Below are 23,778 nucleotides of genomic sequence, written 5' to 3'. Positions count from 1 at the left end.
CTTATCCGCCGGTAAAAAGCCGGGTCAGTTTGAGTGTTGCCGGTGACGGATTCTGGCGGGATGTGATCAGAACCAGCTCACACATCCTATCCGGCTTCAGTGGCTTAATGATGACGTGGTCCGGTGCCATATCAGCCTGAAAATCGGTGATGAAACAACAACCGCCATCGACAGACACCGACTGCATCGCCGACATGGCATTATCACAGCAGATACTGGCTGTCATCAGTCTGGTTTCTGTCTGAGTCAGCAGTTGCCGGATAGCGGCTTTGTAGAAGGGAGAATCCGTGTCTTTGGGCAAATATAGCGGAAAACCAGCCAGATCGCTGAGATTCAGAGTCGTTTTGGCAGCCAGCGGGGTTTGTGCTGAAATCGCCACCATAATCCGTTGCCGGCTCACGGGATAGGTCGTCAGTGCCGGATCATCAACCGGGCCGATCAGAAACCCGGCATCCAGGCTGCCGTCTTTCACTTTTTTGACTAATTCGCTCTCTTTGCCGGATGTCAGGCTGATGGTGAAATCCGGATATCTGGCTTTGGCCGGCCTCAGTACTTTGTCAAAAAACGGCGGTTCCGCGCCGGAAACCAGCCCGGCGCTCAATTCGTTGTCACTGACTGAGGCGGCTTTTAATGCCTGTAATTTAGCCTGTTCAAACTCTTCAAGGATGATTTTTGCATGCACCAGAAACACTTCGCCTGCCGGGGTTAGCGCCAGATGATGGGGAGAACGGTTTAACAGCCGGGTGCCGACGATGCCTTCCAGCCGTTTGATTTGCCGGCTGATTGAAGGTTGTACCGTGTTGAGCTGTTCGGCGGCGCGGGAGAAATTGTGACACTCTGCCACAGTGATAAAGTATTGGAGGTAGCGCAGGTACATAGCGGAGTTCCGTCGGGGACATTTGTTTATTCTACCGTGGGCCAGGCCGGAAATTTACCGTGCCGGACTGAAATATCAGGTTGCTGACTGAGTGAATTGTCATCAGGGGCTGATGGATCTGTGAAAAGCGTGGTCGTCTGATGGTTCTTAATATACCCAAGCAACCTGAAGGTGCATGATTCAGCTCACGCCCTGCGGGTGAGTTTGTCTGGCTCTGATACGGCGTGACAGATTTTCAACGTAGAATGACTCTATCTTCAAATCAGTGCCTTGTCTCAGAGCCTGACAAATCTCACTGAAACCTGCATCTTCAGGTTGTTTGGGTATAAACAATCAAATAAAACATCAAGGTCTTTCTTATCGGAGATCCTAAAGTGAATTACTACAATAAGAAAAGCATCGTGGAAATGGCGGACTATCTTAAAAATAACGACATCTCATTTCCTTTTTATATTTAGCCAGGTGAGTATTCCGGTGCTCTTTATTCCTTAGCTCTTTGACTGAGCACCGGTGATGTTGTGCTGTCGCGGGATTCTGGTGTTCGGGAGCTCGTGTTTGTCCACACAACAATCTTGTCCTCACAACAATTTTAGTCATCAAGAGCCATAAGGTGTCTGTCCCTGAGGGATCCCCACAAAATTATTCTCTAATCACCTGAGACTCAGTGACTTTTTCTCGTAATATGAGGATGGCTAAATGCCAGTCATCGAGAGAGAGATCTGCGTTGCCATGACGATAAAAATGAAGACCTAATGTCACATGACTAAGCACTCTCCGATCTTTGACTGTGTTGGCTTGATAGTGTCTATGAAGCCCTTGTTCTTCCATCATAATACCAAATAATATCAGTATGTTATGCGCTAGTGTTCCAATCAAAACGATCACACTCAGACGCGAGTGACTCTTTGTTCGGTGCTGTTCCATCCCCATACCAAACTGACTGGATTTATGGTCTCTGAACGCTTCTTCTATCTGCATTCTCTGATGGTAAATTTGAACAATCTGAGCGGGTGACTTTTTTGATAAATTTAATGAGGCTGCAAGGAGCCACGGCTCCCTGGCCCGACGGGCATTCTTCTTACTGTAGTTTGACTGCTTTCTTTTTCCACCAGCGGTTTTGGCGATCCGGCCTTTGGGTCGTTCTTTATATAAAACCAGCTGAAGCGGATAAGGGGATGTTCCTCCCATGAACCAGTTTTTCAGCCCACGAGCGGATGAGGTTGCACAAGGATACAGGGTTTTACAAAGCTGCATCGTCTTGCCATCCGGACTCAGGCAAATCCGTCCACGAATACGACCGACAAAGTCCCATCCTAAAGCCTGAACGCTCTTGAACCACGGACGTTTGAAGCCGGCATCAGTTACAATGATGGGGCAAGTATTTTTGGGCAAAAGGAGCTTGAGCGTTTTCAGAAAAAGGTCATGAGTCGCTGGTTTCTCTTTCGTCTCCAGTGGATGAACTTCTTCATAGAGTGTGAGTGCCCGTCCCTGAAAAGAGATGGACGCCCGGATAAGGAAAAGGGTTTTACTCAGGTTTAAGTCAGACCAGTCAACATGGATGGTTGGTCGTGAATTTTTGGAAACAATGAGTGTGCAAATTCGCTGATAAATCAAGGGGATTTGAGCCCAAAGGTGTGGATTGGAACAGAGTCGGTCAGCCCGTTTAATATTATGTTTTTGATGGGCTTTTGACTGAATCCCCCGCCCCATAGAAGTCACGGTCAAGGCGTTCCCAGACATGGCACTTTGTACGCAGGCAGTGAGTGATTGAGTACGGGTTTGATGCCCCCCTTGAGAGACAGAAGTAACAAATTGAGATATGATTTGGTCGACATTCATGGCTGTGGTCTGGTTTGTTGTGGTGACAATTAAGATCACAAAAAGCCATGAATGTTCCTGCCAACCTGATTTATTTGAACATTTTTTTAAAATTTGTGGGGATACCTCAGTGTCTGTCCTCACAAAATTCTTTTGACTCCCGGGAATAATCCACAGAACCGGAAAAAGCCAATTACACTTATGCATATCAGTTAAATTCATATCTATACCCAAGCAACCTGCACCTTCAGGTTGTTTGGGTATATGTGGCTGCCATAAGGAATCTGTATGAGTAGTCTGACCAAAATCGACGTGAAATTCCCGCTGGCGAACCGTGACGTGGAAAATAAGCGACGTGAAATAATTTTACCGGATGTCAGAGCCAGACAACTATCATCTGAAGCGATGGGTGAGCAACCGGGAACGGAGATGTTTCCCGTTGATAAAACCTGCACCCGTGACAAAGTGATTTTAGAAGCACTGCGCTATGAGAGTGATGAAATTATTTCCTATTTTGATCTTTCATTTCAGTCAGTGTATGACGGCCCTGGTGTCCGGGTCGTGGTGTTTATGCAGGGGTGCCACGCGGATTGTGTCTGGTGCCATTCGCCTCATGCGCGGCCCGCTTCATCTCCGGTGCTGTTTTTCGAGCAACATTGTACTTCATGCCATCGGTGTGAGGCGGCCTGTCCCGGTTATGTACACAAGTTTGAGAATAACCGGCACATTTTGAACCGGGACAACTGTATTCAGTGCGGCAAATGTATTGAGGTTTGCCCCGGTTCTTCAATATATAAACCGGTCAGCACCTTATCCCTGCCGACTACACAAATGCCGGTTGGCCTGCTGTTTCAGAATATTTCGCCCCATCTGAACATGATTAAACGATTCGGCGGTATTACACTCAGCGGTGGCGAAGCATTATTGCAGAAAAAAGCCGTGATTCAGTTACTGTCTTTGTGTAAAGCGGCGGGTATTCATACTGCAATTGAAACCTCCGGGTTACTGCCGGCAAAGCTATACCGGGATTTGGATGAACTGGTAGATTGCTGGCTGTATGGTATGCGGTTTACTACCAATTATCCTCACAATGATCACAGCAAACTGATTGAACGGTCGGTTGAGGTCATTGCGCAATACCACACTGATATTTTGTACCGGATTCCGGTGGTGCCGGGCCACACAGATACGGACTGGTATCTGGACAAGTGCCTGACGTTACTCACGCAATACCACAGTGATCGGATATTCCTCAGCCCGTGGAATGTCCATACCAGCCATTATTATCAGGCGTCCGGCATCCGGGAAAAAATTACCATGCCGGATGAGGCGCAATGCCGGAAAAGCGAGCAGAAAATCCGCGCATTTTTCCGGCATCATCATATAGAGATAGCCGATATCTCCGCATATTAATTTCATGCTGTTATCCGGAGAAGCGTTTTTATCAACGTCATATCTGCTTTGTCCCGACGACAAACAGGTGGCAAGGAGAAAAACAATGTCAGATGAGAGTATCACCAAAGAAAAACAGAAACAGAAAGCAGAAAAAGTTCTGTTTAATCAGATGTGGAAAGCGCAGGGACTGGGACAGAACGAGGCCTCTGAGCGGATAAAAAAACTGCACCGGACTCTGATAGATTTAGCGTTAACCGATCGATCGGGTGAGTGGTTTAATCAACAGGAACTGGATAAAACATACGATGTTGTGGGCAATAATCCGGGTGACAGTGTCATTCTCCGCCGTGCGAAAGCGATTGATGCCATGCTGCAGGCACTGACGGATGAGACGTTAGCCAAAGACAGATACACTAACCGGATTCATGATGGTGAATTGTTGCTGGGTAACATGACCATGGGGTCGAATGGGCTGGGGAAAATCTTCCCGGCTTATCTGACGGAAGAGGAACAAAGAGCTGGTTCTGCAACCAACCGGGGGTCGCTGTCTTTATTCGGTCATAATACGATTAATTATGAAGATTTGGTCAATAAGGGCTTACAATCTGTGATTGATCAATGTGATGACCACATCAGCCGGGTCAAAGCGGACATCAGCCAGGGGAAGGAAAGATGCGCAGCGCTGAAAAAAGAGTCTTCGTGTAAGCATCAGACAGAAGCCGGGATCATGGACGAAAATGCGGTGTTGATGGATAAGTATCACCGCAAGCATTCCGAACTCGGGCAGCAGAAAGATTTCTATAAATCGGTCAAAATTGCCTGTCAGGCGGTGATCGATTACGCCGGACGGTTTGCGGCGATTGCGGTGAAAGAAGCCGATCGTGCTGATATTTCTTCGCAAAGAAAAGCAGAGCTGGTTGAAATGGCCCGGATTGCCCGTAAGGTGCCGGGGCAGAAAGCAGACACATTCCATGAAGCGATGCAAAGCATCTGGTTTTTCCATCTGGCACTGCATACCGGGATGAACTTCATTTCTCTCGGCCGGCTGGATCAGGTGCTTAATCCGTTTCTGCTCAAGGCAGGAAAAGACGAATACCCCCGCTGTCTGGAAGTCTTTGAATGCTTTATGATCAAAGCGGCATGGCGGCTGAATCTTGACCTGACGCCCGCTAATATCAACAAACAGGATCATGTCGATAACAATACTGCGCTGGGCGTCAATCCTTATCTGATAGATCAGAAAGCCGGTATCAATAACTTCCTGCAAAACATCATTATCGGTGGCGTGAAACCGGATGGCAGCGATGCGACGAATGACTGTACTTATCTGATCCTCAAAGCTTATGCGCAGGTCAACCTGTCCACGCCGGGGTTGTATATTCGTGTCGGCCGTCATACGCCGGAAGGACTGGAAGAAGCAATCGCTTCAGTCTGGGATGCCACCCGCAACAATCCGGCGATTATCAACGATGAAGTGATGATTCCTGCGATGAAGCGCACGCTGGAGAACGGGCTGAAAGTGACTCAGGATTACCTGATCCGGCTGGTTGAACGCAACATCAGGAAGTTATCTGCGACGGAACAGAATTATCTCTTCAATACCCTGGGAAGTGTCATTGATAATATTGATGGCATAGAAGGGAGCGTGACTAAACTGAAAGGCAAACACAGGGAAAAAGCAGTCGGATATCTGGAGAAAACCTTGGATAAAAATCCCGGAGATATCATCCGCCGGTTTTATCAGGATAAAATCCAGGCACTGGCGAATGACTATTGTGTCGATGGTTGCTGGGAACCAATTTTAAATGGTTGCAGTGACTGGACCTTCGCCATGTTCTGCGCTTTAACCCCGATGGAATGTGCACTGAATCAGGGAGCCATGTTATCTGATAATCCGGAACTGTTAATCGGAGCAAAAGTTGCGCCCAGAACCGAAAAACCAAAGAACTTTGATGCTTTGTTGGCCACGTTTGCGGAGCATCTGGATTTCTTTATTAATCAGTCTGTCACTTCCCTGTTCCGGTATTATTTGATTGATGAGTTTTCAACCCCGTCGCCGTTACTCTCGGCTTATCTGGACGGATGTATGAAATATGGCCGGGACAAATCCTGGGCCGGTGCCGAATACAATATTGGCGGCGTGATCATGTCGGGTGTGCCGGATGTGGTGAATACGCTTGCCGCGTTCAAAAAATGGGTGATTTTCGATGATGATCAGGAAGCATTCCGCCGCGGTGAATTGGATCAGCAGAGATATGACTATGATGTGGTGGTCGAAGCGCTGGCGAAAAATTTCAAATCCGGCAACCCGGATAATCCGCAAGATCCTGTTCAGTCGCTGTATAACCAGATACAAACGGATTTTAATACCAATTCACCGACCTTTGGTAACAACAGCGGCGGCAAGGATAATGTGGATGCTGATGAAATCTGCGTAAAAATCCTCGATGCGTATGAAGAAGCGATGCAACGGGCGGCGACGTTTGCCATTGATACTTTCCAGAAGCATCCGGTGACCAAAGAAGAAGAAATGAAGAAAAGAGAGTTGAGATGTATCGCCGGATTTTACGGCAAATCTCTCGAAGAGCGGTTTGGCTGTTTCAATATGATGATCTCGGCCGGGTTAGGGACGTTTGAGCAGTATAACTGGTCAGGCCGGGGGAATGCAGCATCGGCCGGAAGAGCGAATGGCGCACCGCTGACACCGAACTTCTCGCCCACACCGGGTACGGTGAAAAACGGTTTTGCCGGTATCGCCGGGTCGATGAGTAAACTGGCGCTGAACCGTTTTGCTGCCGGGGTGATCACCGATGTGTGTATTGAACCGCCAACCGACCGTGAGAACGAGCTGTTAGCTGTGCTGGAGTGTTTTATCCGGGAAAAAATGCCGATGATGACGTTAACTATCGGGGATAAAAGGCTTTATACCCAGATTTATGAAGAAGTCCATTATGCGCAGGAAAAACCGCGTGAAGAAACTGAAAAACTGTTGAAAAAATACGCCGGTGTGAACGTGCGGATAGGCGGCTGGCAAACGCCGTTTATCACCTTGCCTGTATCGCATATGGAAAACTATATCGACCGGCCGATCAAGGTGGAAGAGGAGACTGAGTAAATCAAACCGGGCCGTGTGCAGCATCTCTCACCGGAGATGTCGGGCGCGGCCCTGTGCCCGGTTCTTCCGGGGACAGACGCGCCAACCGGTTCTTCACTATTCCGGGTATTCCTGGTATTCCGGGGACAGGCACTTCAACTTCCGGATTCTTCCGGGGACACAAGACTCTTCCGGGGTCAGATGAACTGTTGATTCTGACCTGGTTGCTTTCACCACCACAAATCCACTCATACAAAGAGGTATCCATACATAAACGCACACCTCCGGCAAAGGCGACTACACTTATTTATATCAATTAAATGCATATTATTGCGGCTGATATAAGGAACCGGTATGGGAAGTCTGGCTGAAAGTCATGTGACGTCAGAAAAGCACGTCACAACAGAGAGCAATGTCGTCGCAGATCAGCGTCTGACGGGCGATCGCTCTGCCAGTCATTCCGCCTCAGAGCGTAACCTGATGGTGCTGTATCAGGAAACTGAATGGCTGATGATGGTGATCCGTCAGGTCATTTGCAGTTATCTGAAGCAGGAAGGGCATGAACATCACTGGCTGGAGATTGAGCCTCCACCGCTGGAACCGGGAAGCAGCCAGTATGCTGACTGCATGACCGAGTGGCAGTTGAACACTTTTGAACGACTGGCTCTGGTGCTGGCGATGGCTCCGGCGATTCGTCCCGATGCGCTGGATTATTTCTTTGGCTTAAACGGGATGATCGACCGGCCATTTACCGAATTTGGCGGCGTGACAGACAAAGCCTACAGTGGTTTTATTCCTACCGGTCAAACCCTCAATTTTCTGCTCAGTGCCAACAATCCGGAGTGGCATTTATGCACGCGCTCGATTCTTTCCCCAAAACACCGCCTGATGGCAGAACAGGTCACAGAATTGCTGCCGGTGGAGGCCGGACTGCCGCAATGGTCCGGGGTCTATCAACTCAGTGAGCACTGGCTGCACTATTTCATTACCGGCCAGCGGCAAAGGCCGGAGCAGAGTGCCAGCTTTCCCGCGCATTTGCTGGAAACACCGCTGTGCTGGGAAGAACTGGTGCTGGATTATCGCGTGATGAGCAAAATCGAAGAAATCCGCGCCTGGCTGGCGCACAGCCACATTCTGATGGATGAATGGAAGCTTAGTCACAAGGTCAAACCCGGTTACCGCGCCGTCTTCTCCGGCCCGCCGGGCACGGGCAAAACCCTCACTGCTGCGCTGCTGGGTCAGTCTACCGGGCGGGAAGTGTACCGGGTGGATTTATCGATGGTGGTGTCGAAATATATCGGGGAAACCGAGAAGAACCTCTCCCGGCTGTTTGATGCAGCCTGCTATAAAGAGTGGATTTTGTTTTTTGATGAAGGAGACGCGCTGTTTGGTAAGCGAACCGACGCCACTTCGTCAAATGATCGCCACGCCAACCAGCTCACCGGTTATTTATTACAGAAAATAGAAGACTTTCCCGGTACGGTGATTATCGCTACCAACTTAAAAAACAATATGGATGAAGCCTTTACCCGTCGTTTTCAGAGCATGGTGCAGTTCACTATGCCCGGTCCGGAAGAGCGGCTGCAACTGTGGCAAAACGCTTTCCGGGACGTATGTGAGCTGGGTGAGTCGGTGGACTTAGCCGTGATTGCAGAAAAATATGAGATGGCGGGCGGGCAGATTATTAACGTGTTGCGCCAGTGTGCGCTCACAGCGATCCGCCGTGGGGAACGTGTGGTGCATCAGGACGATATTCTGCAGAGTATTCGTCAGGAATTTCGGAAAGACAATAAGCTGATTGTGTGAGGTCTGTTGACCTTTGAGGAACATAAGCAGAGGAGAATACCATGTTTTCAGATCTGAAAGACAAAGCCGGTTACCGGCAACCTCCGGTGCAGCGTCAGTCCGGACAGGGCATGGTACTGGCAGATCACCGGGAACAGCCGCCGGTGCAGCGCCAGCCTAACCGCACTGGTCTGCCGGATCAGTTGAAAAGCGGGATGGAAAACCTCAGTGGCATGAGTCTTGACCACGTTAAAGTTCACTACAACTCATCCAAACCCGCCGCCGTGCAGGCTCACGCCTTCGCGCAGGGCAGCGATATTCATCTCGCTTCCGGGCAGGAAAAACATCTGCCACACGAACTGGGTCATGTGGTGCAACAGATGCAGGGACGCGTGCAGCCGACCACTTCTGTGAGCGGCATGGCTGTGAATGATAGCCCGGCGCTGGAGAGTGAAGCGACGGTAATGGGGGCGAGGGCGTTGCAGATGAGGCGTAATCATTCACTTGTAGAAAGTATTGGAAGTGAGACGAGATCTGTAGTCACAGCGCAAAGAGTGGAAAATCACACTACCGTACAGACGAAGAGAGAACGGGTTGAAGATGAAGCCGAGGCATTGAAATAACCTTCCGCCGATTCAGTTCGGAGAGTTGTAAACAACACGGTTCCTATGAATTCGAAAATAATAATTGATTTGGCTTCTGCATCTGATTATGGCAATACAGGCGTGATAAGAAGGCCTTCCAGGGTAAAATCTAATTGTATGGCGGTAGAGTTTGATAATGAGCCTGGCGTTTACTACCGGGTCTATTTCCATGAAATGAGCGTGATTAAATCCGATGACTCAAAAAGCAAAAAGATTGATCCAATCAGTAAAGTGGCTGCTTCAGATTTAACCGGGGTTAAACCTAAAATATTGCAAAACTCGCGTGCGAAGAAAATCTATTTGTTCGATAAAAACGGGGATTCGACAACTGATAGTTCAACCGCTGCTTTTATGATAGATACAGCGATGGATGAGACTGAATATAAAAACGACAAAAAAGTTGAGGCGTGGGGAATCAGAGTGCCTGAAATATATGGAAAAACCGAATCAGGGTTTGCAATTGTTCAATGGATCCCCAAACAAACGACTGTAGGTGGGGCTGGAGGGCGCCCACTTTGGTCCGCAGTCAAGCAAAGTATGTTTTTGGATAAAATCAATAAAAAACCTTTTCATTTGAATAAGTAGACCGGGTTGCTGAATGATGTCAATCAACTCATAAGGTTAAAATATACAAGCGCAGATCTTCAATTTATGATTGAAGAAGATACCGGCCATATTTATATCATGGATCTTGAGGCGAATAATGTTCCAAGGATTGGGGCTTCAGTTGACAAAAGGCTATCTGAGCTTAAAGAATTCTTAGAAAACAGTATTCAGGAAAATAAATAAAATTAGGTGAATTGTTGCATTGAGAGTGTTGCAGGGACAGGCACTTTAACTCTTTTATCCCGGAAAGCACCGGTCAGGCGTTTTCATAAAGACAGCATTGCTGACCGGATAGAAACTGTTGATTTTTGATGAACAGAAACAGGAGAGCTAAATTATGTTTTCGGCGTTAAAAGATAAACCCGGCCATCGGATACAACTTCCTGTACAGCGCCAGTCCTGGCAGGGAATGGTGCTTGAAGATCACCGGAAATCAGCGCCGGTACAAGCGCGGATACATAAAGATAACAGAGGTATTCAAAGAGCTGTTATACAAAGGCATGATGCTGCAACTATTTCACTTAAAATCATCTCGAATAAAGATACATATGGAATGCAGGATGTTTCTGACTCTTCTGTCAGATTATTTGTCAGAAACTTTTTTGCTCATAATACCGTGAATGACTCAACCCGCGAGAGTACGGTCATAAATACTGTTGTCACAGCAATAAAATCCTACCTGAAACCAGACTCGGGTTCCGGGCATGTTCCAAGTGATAAAGAAACCGAGAAAGATGTGAATGGGACAACTTACCGGTTTTACAATGATACCGATGGTTGCCTGGAGTTTATGTGCCCCAAAGGTGGAAAACCTAAATGCCCTAAAGCGCCGGGAACATGGGAAGTAAATATTGAGGATGGGGGAAATCCGGGAAAAACAAAATTCACCGGAAATCCTTTGAATAGCGGCAGCAGACCTCAACATTTCAAAGTATCAAACATGATTTATGAAGGTACGCCTCATCCTGTCAATGGAGACAAGTCCCCTGCCGGATATACGTGGCATCATCACAAAGACCGGGGAAAAATGCAGTTGATAGACCGGGATGTCCATGCATCTTTTTCTCATAAAGGAGGCTATTCTATCTGGGGTTCATAGGGGGATAGGTTAAATGTCCAACATGACCCAAAAGGGCCAGGAACAGACCTCATGACAAGGATATCGGAAGTGGCGTCGGGAGATTTATACAAGAACAATATGACCGGTGACAGTGAGGTTACCGGGGACAGTGGTGAAGAAGCAGGAAATGTTGAGTCCATCTTGATCGAAATGACGGTAAGTTGATGTACTGCCAGGTAGAACCGACTCTCTGAGAACCTGGTAAATAACCAGGCTTTCGAAGTCATGGAGCTCACGAGGACAGAGAATGCGGCTTTTCATCAGGGCTCAAAGATGCTGAATATATGTTGGTTACTACCTATGTCAGTAATTCGCTGTTTTAATTGAAACGGGACGGTATCCATATATACCCAAACAACCTGAAGATGCAGGTTTCAGTGAGATTTGTCTCAAAGCCAGACAAACTCACCCGAAGGGCGTGAGCTGAAAGGCACATTTCTGCGTCAAGAGAATTTGAAAGGTGGGTACATTCCTGCATTCCCTTTCCTTGAACTGCACCTTTCGGCTGCACGCTGAATCATGCATCTTCAGGTTGCTCGGGTATAGGTGATTTAGTTGTAAGTAACGATATATCTTGAAGGTTTATGGTTCATAGCCAGTACAATATTCAAAACAACGGCGCTCAGAACAGAGACAAAAACCACATAGGCCGGCAGATAAAACAAAGATGTCACAACAATCACGGCATCAATACAGAGCTGAATTTTTCCGGCTGCAATCCCGAAATTATCCTGAACAAATAAGCAAAATACATTAAACCCGCCCAGGCTGGCGTGATGGCGGAAAAGAACCAGCATACCAATTCCCATTAATAAGCCACCGACAATCGCACAATAAATATCGTTCAGGCTGTTGAGCTTCATAAACATAGCAATATGATCAGACAATACAGAGACCACTAATCCGCAGATAATACTGTTCCAGGCAAAGCGCGGGCCGAATTTTTTCCAGGCGAGCAGATAAAAAGGTGTATTACACAGGAAGTACAGCACACCAAAGGATAATGGTAAAAATTGATCAAGTAATAATGCTAACCCGGCCGTGCCTCCGGTAATCATATGAACGGACTGCAGAAAATTGATGCCTAAGGCGACCAGAAAGCAGCCGGTGATCATTGCAATGATATCTTCTTTATATGAGTGTTTTTCCATGATGGTGCCATTGATATCTTATTTTATCTGCCCGAATCATAAGCAAAAGGTAAAAATTCCGGTAGCTAGAAAGGGAAATTTAGGGTAAATCTATGTCTCTAATCTTTTACAACCTGTAAATGGAATTATTGACACTTTGGTGAGGTTTATAAGAAAACTTCAACTGATTATGAAAAAACTGCATGATCATTTATTCAATTTGGGCTTTATGACATAGTTCAATTTAGGTAAAATGCGCCCCAAATTGGCAACGGAAACGTTTGCTTTTGCATTTAGAGCAGTTTTTCGACCCTTATATAATGAGTCAGGAGATACAGATGCTAACGCGTGATATGAATATCGCTGATTACGATGCGGAACTCTTCGCAGCTATTCAGGAAGAAACTCTTCGTCAGGAAGAGCACATTGAATTGATTGCTTCCGAGAACTATACCAGCCCCCGGGTGATGGAAGCTCAGGGTTCTCAGCTAACAAATAAATATGCAGAAGGTTATCCTGGCAAGCGTTATTATGGTGGCTGTGAGTATGTTGACAAAGCGGAAGCTTTAGCAATTGACCGGGCGTGTAAATTATTTAACTGTGAGTATGCGAACGTACAGCCGCATTCTGGCTCTCAGGCAAACAGTGCGGTCTATATGGCTTTACTGAATCCGGGAGATACCGTGCTGGGTATGAGCCTTGCACATGGTGGTCACCTGACCCATGGTTCTCCGGTCAACTTCTCTGGTAAACACTACAATGTGATTCCATATGGTATCGATGAAAGTGGCCAGATTAATTACGATGAAATGGAAGCGCTTGCGCTGGAGCATAAGCCAAAAATGATCATTGGTGGTTTCTCTGCGTATTCTCAGATTGTTGACTGGGCAAGAATGCGTGAGATTGCGGATAAAGCTGGTGCTTACCTGTTTGTCGATATGGCACACGTTGCGGGCTTAATTGCTGCGGGTGTATATCCGACGCCACTGCCTCACGCACATATTGTGACGACAACAACGCATAAAACACTGGCAGGCCCTCGTGGTGGTCTGATTCTTTCGAATGCTGGTGAAGACATGTACAAGAAACTGAATTCTGCAGTGTTCCCCGGCGGACAGGGCGGACCTCTGATGCATGTGATTGCGGCTAAAGCGGTTGCTTTTAAAGAAGCTATGGAACCTGAATTCAAAGAATATCAGGCACGAGTTGTTGAAAATGCGAAGGCTATGGTTGCTCAGTTCCAGGAACGTGGTTACAAGATTGTTTCTAACGGCACTGAAAACCACCTGTTTCTTGTCGATTTAATCGATAAGGGGATTACAGGGAAAGAAGCGGATGCCGCTTTAGGTGCTGCGAATATGACAGTGAATAAGAACTCAGTACCGAATGATCCCCGGAGTCCTTTTGTTACTTCAGGTATCCGTGTTGGTACGCCTGCAATTACCCGCCGTGGCTTCACTGTGGAAGATGCTGAGAACCTCGCAAACTGGATGTGTGATGTACTTGATAACGCTGATGACCAGTCAGTGATTGAAGCGACGAAAGCAAAAGTACTTGAGATTTGTAAGCGTTTACCTGTTTACGCTTAATCTGAAGTCTGAAGACGAAAACCAAAAACCCGCTGATTTGCGGGTTTTTTTATGTACTGGCCTTGACCTGTGCTTGTCTGAGACAATACGGGCTAAGGGTTATTTAACTTCAACTCCCTGAGCCTGAAGATCAGCATGATAGGAAGAGCGCACAAACGGACCACAAGCGGCGTGAGTAAAGCCGAGTCCGAGAGCAATCTCTTTCAGTTCTTCAAATTCAGAAGGCGGCACATAGCGTTCAACCGGTAAATGATGCCGGCTTGGTGCCAGATACTGACCCAGAGTCAGCATGGTCACTCCATGTGCTCTTAAATCTTTTAATACGTCGATAATTTCTTCTTTTGTTTCACCAAGTCCCATCATCAAACCAGATTTCGTCGGGATATCCGGGTGGTTCTCTTTAAATTTTTTCAGCAGTTCAAGCGACCATTTATAGTTTGCACCGGGACGGGCTTTGCGATACAGGCGCGGTGCAGTTTCCAGGTTATGGTTAAACACGTCCGGTGGACTGGTTTGCAGAATATCCAGTGCTTTATCCATTCGGCCTCTGAAATCAGGAACCAGTGTTTCAATTCTGATCTGAGGATTAAGTGCGCGAATTTCCCGGTTACAGTCAGCAAAATGTTGTGCGCCACCATCACGCAGATCATCACGATCTACCGACGTGATAACGACATATTTGAGTCCCATATCTTTAATTGTTTGTGCCAGCTTTTCCGGTTCACCGGCATCAGGCGTCAGAGGCCGGCCATGAGCAACATCACAGAACGGACAGCGGCGGGTACAAATTGCACCCAGAATCATAAAAGTGGCCGTGCCATGATGAAAACATTCCGCGAGGTTGGGACAGGAAGCTTCCTCACAGACAGAATGCAGATTATTTTTCCGCATTGCAGATTTGATATCCTGAATACGCTGACTGTCCGATGGCAGTTTGATTCTCATCCATTCCGGTTTGCGTAACACTTCTTTTTGCTCAGACGGCATATTTTTTACCGGTATCAGTGCCATTTTATCAGCATCCCGGTATTTAACGCCTTTCTCCATTTGAATTGGTTTAGTCATGATATTACTTCTGTGCTGTATTGAGTATGCCCGTATCCCAGAGTGGTCACGAGTTCTTTAATTAACTGTTCTTCTACGGTACGGATCGCTGACGGACCGCCAAGGTCACTGACCTGAACCATCTCCATGCCCTGATAGCCGCATGGATTAATTCTTAAAAACGGTGATAAATCCATATTGACGTTCAGCGCAAGCCCATGAAATGAACAGCCGCGACGAATTCTTAAGCCAAGAGAGCAAATTTTTTTATTTTCGACATAAACGCCGGGCGCATCTGCTTTTGCCTTTGATTCGATATGGAAGGCTTTGAGTGTATTGATGACAATATTTTCAATATGTGTCACTAACTCCCGGACTCCCAGCTGTTTTCTTCTCAGGTCAAGTAAGAAGTATACGACAAGTTGTCCCGGACCATGATAAGTCACCTGTCCGCCGCGATCGGACTGAACCACAGGAATATCGCCGGTATTGAGCAGGTGTTCTGCTTTTCCGGCCTGACCCTGGGTGAAAACCGGTGGATGTTCAACCACCCATATTTCATCTTGTGTCTCACTATCCCGGTTGTCAGTAAACTCATGCATTGCCTGCCAAACAGTTTGATAGCTTTGCAGACCAAGTTGTTTGACGATAAGAAGCTGGTTATCCATGTGCTGACTTTATTACTTATAGAAGATAATTATCACCGGATTATAAACTTCTTTGTGACGCTGAACTACTCATAGATGCTACAAAATTAACCATAACATTCGTGTATGAATAGTTAATCAGCTGATAATTATAGAAAAAGCAGCCTGAAGCTGCTTTCAAAAAAAATTGATAAAATCAATTAAAGTGGAATTAAGCGGATATATGCGGGTTTGTATCATAAGACCATACGCACAATATCAATTTCACCTAACTCTTTGTAGAGTGTTTCTACCTGCTCAATTGAGGTCGCGGTAATATTAATGGAAACAGAATGATAGTTTCCTTTCGCGCTCGGTTTCACCTTTGGGCGGTAATCACCAGGCGCGTGACGCTGAATGACTTCGAGGACACGTTCCGGTAACTCTGGCTTTGCATATCCCATCACTTTGTATGTGAACGAACAAGGAAACTCAAGCAGATCCTTTAACTTTGCGTCGGAATTAATAGTCAGCATATCTGGTATTCCTGATGAAATGAACGAACTTTGGTGGGGAATGTTACTGTTTTACCGGGTTGAACTCAAGATCTTGCTGGGCGGACTGCAGCCGGAAAAGGCCAGTACATTCATTTTACTGGCCTTTTTGTCTGGGTGTGTCAACGATGGTTAGCTGAAATCACCGGAAATGTAGTTACGGGTGCGTTCTTTGGTTGGATCATTGAAGATTTGTCTGGTTTTACCAAACTCTTCCAGCTCACCAAGATACATAAACCCGGTATAGTCAGAAATGCGCATGGCCTGCTGCATATTATGAGTGACAACCACAATGGTATATTTAGTACGCAATTCAGTAATTAACATCTCAATGGCAGAAGTTGCAATCGGGTCAAGTGCCGAAGTTGGTTCATCCATCAGAATCACATCAGGTTCCAGCGCGATCGTCCGGGCAATACATAAGCGCTGCTGCTGACCTCCGGACAAACCGTTGGCATCAGAGTTAAGCTTATCTTTTACCTCATCCCACAGGTGTGAACGTTTTAAAGCTGATTCGACCCGTTCTCTGATTTCTGCTTTGGATAATTTTCCCTGAATCTTGAGTCCGAAAGTCATATTTTCATAAATGGTCATCGGAAAAGGCGTGGGTTTCTGAAAGACCATTCCGACTTTAGAGCGGAGTTCATTAATATCTGTATTCACAAAAATGCTTTGTCCTTCAAGCAAAATGTCGCCATCCGCATGCTGTTGTCCATAGAGATTGTAAATCCGGTTTAATGTTCTCAGCAGAGTCGATTTGCCACATCCTGACGGACCAATCAGTGCAGTCACACGATTTTTGTATATTGGCATGGAAACATTTTTTAAGGCAGCTTCGGCTCCTTTTGCGTAGAAGAAATTCAGGTTCTGTATATCCATGCTCTGCAACAGATTTTCTTCTTCATAGGAGGTTTGTCCGTTGATGTCCGCATCAGATGTGCTGTGAAGTATACTGTTAATTGCCGTACTCATGCTTTTCTCGCCTTGATTAGTTTTGGCAACAGGGTTGCCAATACGTTTATGCCTAAGATAAAGGTCGTTACAATCAATGCTCCGGCCCATGCCAGTTCTTGCCACGATGTATAAGGGCTCATGGCAAACTGATAAATGGTGACGGGCAGATTAGCCATCGGTTTACTCATATCAGTTGTCATGAAATTACTGTTCAGTGAGGTAAAGAGCAGGGGAGCCGTTTCTCCTGAAATCCGTGCAATGGAAAGCAAAATTGCCGTCACAATACCCGGTGCGGCAGCCCGGTAGCTTAACTGAGTGATGACCCGCCATTTGGGAGAGCCCAGACCGCTGCCTGCTTCTTTGAGTGTGGGCGGAACCAGGCGCAACATCTCTTCTGTTGAAGATACAATCATGGGTAAAGCCAGTACAGCCAGTGCGATTGACCCGGCCCAGCCAGAATAACCGCCGGTCGGAACTACAATAATGGCATAAATAAACAAGCCAACCAGAATCGAGGGAGCGCTCATTAACATGCCATTTAAAAAGCGCAAAGATTCAGCAATTTTGTTGTCTTTTTCTGTTTCAGCCAGCCAGGTACCGGCAAGAATACCTATGGGTGCGGCGATAATAATCCCGGTAAGTGTCAGCATAAAACTGCCTATCAGAGCATTTTTGAGTCCGCCTTCGCTGCCCGGTCCCGGAGTTAACATGGTAAAAGTCGCCAGATTCAGCCCTTTGATACCGTCACCGACCAGGGTATAGAAAATACTGGCAAGGATAAAAACACCGGAAGCCGCCGATAATGTACAAAATGCCAGAAAGAGAGAGTTCTTTATTTTTCTTTTATTCATACTTCTTTTTCCTTAACAGGCGACGGGCAAAACTCATGACAAAAAATGTAATGATGAACAGGACAACACCTAAAGCGATGAGTGAGGCCAGTTGCATTGGATCAGTTGCTTCATTGAATTGCTGGGCAATCGTTGCTGATATGGAGCTGGCCGGCATGAAGAATGAAGTTTCAATCCGGTTTGCACCACCGATGACGAAAGCAACAGCCATCGTCTCTCCCAAAGCACGGCCGAGTCCCAGAATCGCGGCACTGACCGTCGCGTCTTTCACCTGAGGTATCAGCACTTTGGTAATGACTTCAAACGGTGTCGCACCGGTCCCGTAGGCAGCTTCTCTGAGTACATTCGGAACTGACTTTAGTGCATCTCTGGTGAGTGAGGTCATGATTGGCAGGATCATAATTGACAGAATAATGCCGGCACTGAGCAGGCCAATTCCAATTGGCGGGCCGTCAAACCAGGGACCGATCAGAGGAATGCCAACTAAATGTTCTGCAGCCCACATCTGAAAATGATCGGAAAACCAGGGCGCGAAAACAAACAGTCCCCACATCCCGTAAATAATGCTTGGAATGGCAGCAAGTAGTTCAACGGCTTTTCCTACAGGCTCACTGATCCAGTCCGGGGTCAGTTCGGCTAAAAAAATTGCGGTGCCAAGCGCAATCGGTGCTGATATAACAATCGCAATAAAGGATGAAACCAGTGTACCGTAAATTGCAGCAGCAGCGCCAAACTCGCCCTGAATCGGGTCCCAGATATCGCGGAAAATAAAATGGATGCCAAACTTTTGAAATGCGGGCCAGCCGCCTTCAATCAGAGACAAGATAATCCCGGTTAAAGTGATGAATATGAGAAGTGCACTGGCAAAGCTCAATTTATTAAAAACAGAGTCGCCATTGAATTTATTTTTTAAGCTGATAATTGTCATCATAATATTTACAGGCCTTTATATTTTTCATGTGAATATAAAAATCGATTGTTCGGGTCATAAATTAATAAAGGCCTGAATTTCTGTTATTTAATAATTGATTTGCCGTTATGAACTAAACTATGTTTCCATGTGCTGTTCACCATACTGACAACTTTTTCCGGCATAGGTACATAATCAAGTTTTTCAGCATAATTACCGTGTTTATAACTCCATTTAAAGAACGCCACCATCGCTTGAGCTTTTTTCGTATTTACCTGATCTTTATGCAGAAGGATAAAGGTTGCTGCAGTCAGTGGCCATGAATCATCACCAGGCTGATTGTTCAGCAGAAGATGGTAACCTGGTGCATTTTTCCAGTCTGCGTTGGCAGCTGCTGCCTGGAATGTTTCCATGGTTGGCATCAGGAATTTACCAGCGCTGTTTCTCATTTGTGTATAAGCCAGGTTGTTTTGCTTCGCATAGGCATATTCAACATAACCAATGGAACCTTTCGTGCGGTTCACGAAGTTAGCAACACCCGCGTTGCCTTTTCCACCAATGCCTGTTGCAGCTTTTGGCCAGCTGATGTCTTTCGCATAACCGACCTGAGTGCGCCAGTCATAACTCACCTGATTCAGATATTGTGTAAAGTTATAAGTGGTGCCTGAACCATCAGAACGGTGAACAACATAAATCGATTGATGCGGTAACTTGATGTTGCGGTTGAGTGCAACGACTGCCGGATCATCCCATTTCTTAATTTTTCCAAGGAAGATATCTGCAACGACATTCCCTGTTAATTTTAATTCACCAGCTTTAATTCCCGGGATATTCACAACCGGAACAATTGCGCCCATCACCATTGGAAATTGAATCATCCCTTTCTTATTCAGCTCTTTAATGGTCAATGGTGCGTCAGATGCGCCAAAGTCGACAGTTTTTGCTGTGATTTGTCTGATACCACCACCTGAACCAATCCCCTGATAGTTGATTTGATTCCCGGTTTCTTTTTGGTATTGCTCTGCCCATTTGGCATAAATAGGTAGTGGGAAAGTTGCACCAGCACCATTAATGGTAGTTTTTGCTGCAACGCCAAATGACGCAGCCACCATCAATGAAGACACAAGAGCTGATTTAATGAATTTCACAATATATCTCCGATATCATTTAACAAATGAAGCGGGCTATTTAAATCAAAAATAAAAACTTAAATAGCCCCTGTTAGTTTTAGCGTTGAAATAAAACTAAAAGAATTGAAATGAATTCAATCTGCCAATCGGTGCAACCCAATCGACGAGATTGAGATTAGAAATGTAATATGACGTTTTTATGAAGATAATTAGAAAAGGATGCATTTGATAAACAGGTTTATCATAATTAAAATAAATCTGATAATAATTATTCACAAAATGAAGCGTAACCAGATATGACAGTTGTTCATAAAAATGAATTATTTTGGGAAGCATCTCTTGGTATATCTTGGTTGGATTATTAATAATATGGATATGTTGATTATATTTAAGGTTTATTTGATTTATGGATTAGCGTGCTTTTCCGTATTCGCTTCTGTTTTTTTCAGAAACCTCAGAAAAAGCCGTATTCATATTGCCGGGGTATTACCGCTTTTAGCTGCATTTGGGTTGATACATGGGATTCATGAGTGGTCAGAGCTATACCTGGTCATATTCCGGAATGAAGCTGGTGCAATCAAACATGTTGAGACGCTGAAAACCATTAAACTCTGTCTCTCCTTTGTTTTTTTGAGCCTTTTTGCCTGGCAAATGCTGAATCTGACCTCATGGCGTTACACCCGCTGGCTCAAGGGAGGCATGGTTGCCGTATTGGTCATTTTTATCGCCGGATTAGTCCTTCGCTATGATATGAACTCCTATCAGGTCTACATTGCTCATACCCGCGAGCAGATTCGGTGGTTTTTTGCGCTGGGAGGTGGTCTGTTATCCGGTCTGGCAGTACATAGTTATGCCAATATTCTTGAAGAGGAAGGCTATGGTGCCTCGTTGCCTTTTAAGCTCATGGGGCTGGCGCTGGCCGGATATGGTTTGTTTGCTGGTTTATTTTCCGTTGATGCCGGACTGTGGGTATTAGTCTGCCAAACATTCTGGGCAGTTTGTATCACAGTGACACTTTGGTATGCCTTGCGGGTTTTTGACCGGGAACGTGACAGTCAGACAGAAGCTGCACTACACCAGCTGCATCAGGATGCCAAACTGAAAGAGCTGGGGGAGTTGATTTCAGCGGTTGCCCATGAAATCAAAACGCCGGTCAGCAGTGCGATGGTAAGCTGTGATTTACTGTCACGACAATTACCGGATGATGAAAATTATCACCGGCAAATTAACCGGATTATGAATAGTCTGACCCGGGCCGCAGAAATTAGTCATGAGGTGTTGAACTATGCGCACCACAAGCCGGTAAAACATGAAAAAGTGCGGTTGTGTGATACGATCGGGGCGGCAGTTCAGCTGAATCAATATCGTTTAACCCAGTTTGAATTGAGACTGGAGGCCGATGAACAACTCGTTGTTGATGGTGACTCTGGATTACTGGAAGAAGTCATCAGTAATTTCATCTCAAATGCGATTGATGCCAGTCAAGAAGATGATAAAAGAATAAAGATCAGATGCTTCCGGGATAAACTTAATGCAGTGGTTCAGGTGCTGGATTATGGTGATGGGATCGCACCGGATATGATGCATAAGGTCACTCAGCCATTTTTTACGACCAAGCCTAAAGGCGAAGGGACAGGGATGGGGTTGTCATTATGCAGGCAGATTATATCAAGACACGGCGGAGAACTTTTACTGCGTAATCATTCAGAAGGATTTGTCGCAGAAATGCGTTTACCGGGGAGAAATCAATGACGTTAAAGTTATTACTGGCCGAGGACGATCAGCAACTCAGAGAGGTGTTGACTGAAGCATTAACACTGGAATCATTCGACGTAATTGCCTTTGATAACGCCGAAGATGCTCTGGACTATGCGGCCTCTGAACATATTGACCTGGTTCTGATGGATGTGGTGATGGGAGGCATGACCGGCATTGAAGCATTATCTTCATTAAGGCGAATGCATCCGAATATCGGTATTGTAATAACCACTGCGTTTGCGACGGTTGACATGGCTGTGGATGCGATGAAAAAAGGAGCGGATGAGTTTTTGACCAAACCCTTTAATCTGGCGTCTCTGTCTGTGACGCTGAAAAGAGTCTATACACAACATTCACCAAAGCCACCAATGGATGAACGGCATAATGATATGATTTTTTCAGCATTATCCAATCCAATCCGGAGAATGGTTGTGAAGCAGCTTAAAATTCATCGCAAGCTGAAGTTTATGGATTTATGTCGTGTTGTGGGTGTAGAGGATCATACCAAGTTTAACTTCCATCTCAGGCAGTTGGTGAATTGTGGCTTGGTCGCCAAAGAAGAAGGAAGGACCTATTCGCTGACGGAACGGGGTGTACAGGTCTATGTCAGTATGTTGCAATCGTAAAAGATGGCGTTTTTGACTGGCATGGTATAAAAAAACCGGCATGACAAGCCGGTTTTTATCACATCAACATCAGTGGCTGTTTCTCAGTATCAGAACAGTCCTTTAAACAGTAAGACGATGTAATCCCACAGGCGGCTGAAAATACTGCCTTTTTCGACGTCTTCAAGCGCCAGAAGCGGGTATTGAGCCACATCTTTACCATCGAGCTGATAGAACAGTTTACCAACTACATCGCCTTTGTGAATTGGTGCCTGCAGCTCTTTCTCAAGGACGAAACTGGCTTTCAGGTTTTTGGCCTGTCCGCGGGGCAGCGTTACATAAGTATCTTTATCGACACCTAAAGCCACTGTACTTTTGTCACCCATCCAGATTCTTTCCTGAACAAAAGTCTGGCCGGCTTTGTGCGGAGCAACTGTTTCAAAGAAGCGGAAACCGTAACTCAGCAGTTTTTTACTTTCAGACTTACGGGCATTCGCACTCTTGGTACCCATGACAACAGAAACTAAACGCATGTTTCCTTCAGTTGCAGAACTGACCAGGCTGTAACCTGCATGGCTGGTATGACCGGTTTTGATGCCGTCTACATGCATGCTCTTATCCCACAATAGCCCGTTTCGGTTATATTGTGTGATACCGTTGTAAGTGAATTTTTTCTGAGCATAGATTTTATATTCGTCTGGAACATCCCTGATCAGTGCCTGCCCCAAAAGTGCCATGTCATATGGTGTGGAGTAGTGGTTGCCATGGTCAAGACCGTGGACATTGGCAAAGTGGGTGTTCTTCATGCCAATTGTGCCCGCCCAGGCATTCATCAGGTCGACAAACGCATCTTCTGAACCGGCGACATGCTCGGCCATAGCAACGCAGGCATCATTGCCTGACTGAACAATAATACCTTTGTTCAGTTCTTTGACCTTAACGGTTGTTCCCACTTCGATGAACATTTTTGAAGAGTCCGGAAAATTTTTGGCCCAGGCATTTTTACTGATGACAACATCATCATCAGGTGTAATGTTGCCTCTGGCCAGTTCCTGTCCAATGACATAGCTGGTCATCATCTTGGTCAGACTTGCCGGAGCCAGCTTGGTATTCATCTCTTTTTCTGCAAGGACTTTACCTGAATGATAGTCCATCAGGACGTAGCCTTTAGCGGCAATTTGAGGTGCATCGGGAACGACAATCGGAGAAGCTAGTGCGTTAGATAATGTGGCTGATAAAGCAACAGCAGACACAATAATAGACTTTGAAATTGTTTTTTTATTCATGG

The 23,778-nt window shown here is 46.1% G+C and carries 24 protein-coding genes; 12 read left to right on the top strand and 12 right to left on the bottom strand.

The features are described 5' to 3' along the window. Position 1: 1 nt before the first annotated feature. A complete protein-coding gene (locus OC443_RS12925; protein WP_073586688.1) occupies positions 2 to 877 on the bottom strand; it encodes a LysR family transcriptional regulator in 876 nt (291 codons plus the stop codon). Positions 878 to 1,516: 639 nt separating this feature from the next. Continuing rightward, entirely contained in the window at positions 1,517 to 2,755 is a 1,239-nt protein-coding gene (locus OC443_RS12920) for an IS4 family transposase (RefSeq protein WP_143169471.1), read from the bottom strand. Positions 2,756 to 2,983: 228 nt separating this feature from the next. Here OC443_RS12920 and OC443_RS12915 point away from each other — a divergent pair, with 228 nt between their 5' ends. Then, positions 2,984 to 4,108, top strand: coding sequence for a 4Fe-4S binding protein (locus tag OC443_RS12915; RefSeq protein ID WP_083601722.1), 1,125 nt, complete (start codon positions 2,984 to 2,986; stop codon positions 4,106 to 4,108). A gap of 85 nt (positions 4,109 to 4,193) precedes the next feature. After that, positions 4,194 to 7,205 (top strand): pyruvate formate lyase family protein, encoded by a 3,012-nt coding sequence (locus OC443_RS12910; RefSeq protein WP_073585465.1) that lies wholly within the window; start codon positions 4,194 to 4,196, stop codon positions 7,203 to 7,205. 1 nt (position 7,206) lies between these two features. Here OC443_RS12910 and OC443_RS12905 read toward each other — a convergent pair whose 3' ends face one another. Beyond that, a complete protein-coding gene (locus OC443_RS12905; protein WP_073585464.1) occupies positions 7,207 to 7,452 on the bottom strand; it encodes a hypothetical protein in 246 nt (81 codons plus the stop codon). A gap of 86 nt (positions 7,453 to 7,538) precedes the next feature. Between OC443_RS12905 and OC443_RS12900 the strand changes: the two genes are divergently transcribed. The 6 genes from OC443_RS12900 to OC443_RS12875 all read left to right on the top strand — a co-directional run bounded on the left by OC443_RS12900 (position 7,539) and on the right by OC443_RS12875 (position 11,504). Beyond that, complete coding sequence (locus tag OC443_RS12900) at positions 7,539 to 8,990, top strand: ATP-binding protein (RefSeq protein WP_083601720.1); 1,452 nt, start codon at positions 7,539 to 7,541, stop codon at positions 8,988 to 8,990. Positions 8,991 to 9,031: 41 nt separating this feature from the next. After that, positions 9,032 to 9,592 carry an eCIS core domain-containing protein gene (locus tag OC443_RS12895; RefSeq protein ID WP_083601719.1) on the top strand — a complete coding sequence of 187 codons (561 nt, stop codon included), beginning with the start codon at positions 9,032 to 9,034 and terminating at the stop codon, positions 9,590 to 9,592. 45 nt (positions 9,593 to 9,637) lie between these two features. Further along, positions 9,638 to 10,198 carry a hypothetical protein gene (locus OC443_RS12890; RefSeq protein ID WP_143169400.1) on the top strand — a complete coding sequence of 187 codons (561 nt, stop codon included), beginning with the start codon at positions 9,638 to 9,640 and terminating at the stop codon, positions 10,196 to 10,198. 66 nt (positions 10,199 to 10,264) lie between these two features. Beyond that, entirely contained in the window at positions 10,265 to 10,402 is a 138-nt protein-coding gene (locus tag OC443_RS12885; RefSeq protein WP_159440358.1) for a hypothetical protein, read from the top strand. Positions 10,403 to 10,556: 154 nt separating this feature from the next. Further along, positions 10,557 to 11,318: an HNH endonuclease gene (locus OC443_RS12880; RefSeq protein ID WP_143169399.1), complete on the top strand. Its 762-nt coding sequence runs from the start codon at positions 10,557 to 10,559 to the stop codon at positions 11,316 to 11,318. Positions 11,319 to 11,369: 51 nt separating this feature from the next. Beyond that, entirely contained in the window at positions 11,370 to 11,504 is a 135-nt protein-coding gene (locus OC443_RS12875) for a hypothetical protein (protein ID WP_262021680.1), read from the top strand. A 386-nt stretch (positions 11,505 to 11,890) separates the two neighbouring features. On the opposite strand, the gene OC443_RS12870 is transcribed toward OC443_RS12875, so the two are convergent. Then, a complete protein-coding gene (locus tag OC443_RS12870; RefSeq protein WP_073585462.1) occupies positions 11,891 to 12,490 on the bottom strand; it encodes a YitT family protein in 600 nt (199 codons plus the stop codon). A 317-nt stretch (positions 12,491 to 12,807) separates the two neighbouring features. Between OC443_RS12870 and glyA the strand changes: the two genes are divergently transcribed. Continuing rightward, the gene (gene glyA / locus OC443_RS12865; RefSeq protein ID WP_073585461.1) at positions 12,808 to 14,058 is read left to right on the top strand and encodes a serine hydroxymethyltransferase; all 1,251 of its coding nucleotides are present in this window, start codon (positions 12,808 to 12,810) and stop codon (positions 14,056 to 14,058) included. Positions 14,059 to 14,157: 99 nt separating this feature from the next. On the opposite strand, the gene lipA is transcribed toward glyA, so the two are convergent. From lipA to ybeD, 3 genes are all read right to left on the bottom strand, one after another. Further along, positions 14,158 to 15,123, bottom strand: a complete 966-nt coding sequence (lipA, locus tag OC443_RS12860) for a lipoyl synthase (RefSeq protein ID WP_073585460.1) — start codon at positions 15,121 to 15,123, stop codon at positions 14,158 to 14,160. Next, positions 15,120 to 15,770 (bottom strand): lipoyl(octanoyl) transferase LipB, encoded by a 651-nt coding sequence (gene lipB, locus OC443_RS12855; protein WP_073585459.1) that lies wholly within the window; start codon positions 15,768 to 15,770, stop codon positions 15,120 to 15,122. The genes lipA and lipB overlap by 4 nt, the downstream gene beginning before the upstream one ends. 215 nt (positions 15,771 to 15,985) lie before the next feature. Beyond that, the gene (gene ybeD, locus OC443_RS12850; RefSeq protein ID WP_073585458.1) at positions 15,986 to 16,264 is read right to left on the bottom strand and encodes a DUF493 family protein YbeD; all 279 of its coding nucleotides are present in this window, start codon (positions 16,262 to 16,264) and stop codon (positions 15,986 to 15,988) included. A 19-nt stretch (positions 16,265 to 16,283) separates the two neighbouring features. On the opposite strand from ybeD, the gene OC443_RS12845 reads away from it, so the two are divergent. Next, complete coding sequence (locus OC443_RS12845) at positions 16,284 to 16,418, top strand: hypothetical protein (RefSeq protein WP_262021679.1); 135 nt, start codon at positions 16,284 to 16,286, stop codon at positions 16,416 to 16,418. Here the strand turns inward: OC443_RS12845 and pstB are convergent. From pstB to pstS, 4 genes are all read right to left on the bottom strand, one after another. Then, positions 16,415 to 17,254 (bottom strand): phosphate ABC transporter ATP-binding protein PstB, encoded by an 840-nt coding sequence (gene pstB / locus OC443_RS12840; protein ID WP_083601718.1) that lies wholly within the window; start codon positions 17,252 to 17,254, stop codon positions 16,415 to 16,417. The genes OC443_RS12845 and pstB overlap by 4 nt on opposite strands. Beyond that, a complete protein-coding gene (gene pstA, locus OC443_RS12835) occupies positions 17,251 to 18,087 on the bottom strand; it encodes a phosphate ABC transporter permease PstA (RefSeq protein WP_073585457.1) in 837 nt (278 codons plus the stop codon). Before pstA ends, pstB begins: the two co-directional genes overlap by 4 nt. Further along, positions 18,080 to 19,015 carry a phosphate ABC transporter permease subunit PstC gene (pstC, locus tag OC443_RS12830; protein ID WP_073585470.1) on the bottom strand — a complete coding sequence of 312 codons (936 nt, stop codon included), beginning with the start codon at positions 19,013 to 19,015 and terminating at the stop codon, positions 18,080 to 18,082. Before pstC ends, pstA begins: the two co-directional genes overlap by 8 nt. An 86-nt stretch (positions 19,016 to 19,101) precedes the next feature. Next, on the bottom strand, positions 19,102 to 20,145 hold the full coding sequence (gene pstS, locus OC443_RS12825; RefSeq protein WP_073585456.1) for a phosphate ABC transporter substrate-binding protein PstS: 1,044 nt from the start codon (positions 20,143 to 20,145) through the stop codon (positions 19,102 to 19,104). 351 nt (positions 20,146 to 20,496) lie between these two features. On the opposite strand from pstS, the gene OC443_RS12820 reads away from it, so the two are divergent. Together OC443_RS12820 and OC443_RS12815 are read left to right on the top strand one after the other, a co-directional pair. Next, positions 20,497 to 21,879: a sensor histidine kinase gene (locus OC443_RS12820; protein ID WP_073585469.1), complete on the top strand. Its 1,383-nt coding sequence runs from the start codon at positions 20,497 to 20,499 to the stop codon at positions 21,877 to 21,879. Next, complete coding sequence (locus tag OC443_RS12815) at positions 21,876 to 22,511, top strand: response regulator (RefSeq protein ID WP_073585454.1); 636 nt, start codon at positions 21,876 to 21,878, stop codon at positions 22,509 to 22,511. The genes OC443_RS12820 and OC443_RS12815 overlap by 4 nt, the downstream gene beginning before the upstream one ends. 89 nt (positions 22,512 to 22,600) lie before the next feature. On the opposite strand, the gene OC443_RS12810 is transcribed toward OC443_RS12815, so the two are convergent. Further along, positions 22,601 to 23,776 (bottom strand): serine hydrolase, encoded by a 1,176-nt coding sequence (locus OC443_RS12810; RefSeq protein ID WP_073585453.1) that lies wholly within the window; start codon positions 23,774 to 23,776, stop codon positions 22,601 to 22,603. Between the last annotated feature and the right edge of the window lie 2 nt (positions 23,777 to 23,778).

The sequence above is a fragment of the Vibrio quintilis genome, assembly GCF_024529975.1.
Taxonomy (GTDB): Bacteria; Pseudomonadota; Gammaproteobacteria; order Enterobacterales; family Vibrionaceae; genus Vibrio; species Vibrio quintilis.
The sequence above is the reverse complement of the archived record's forward strand: the minus strand, read 5'-3'. Positions and strand labels throughout refer to the sequence as shown.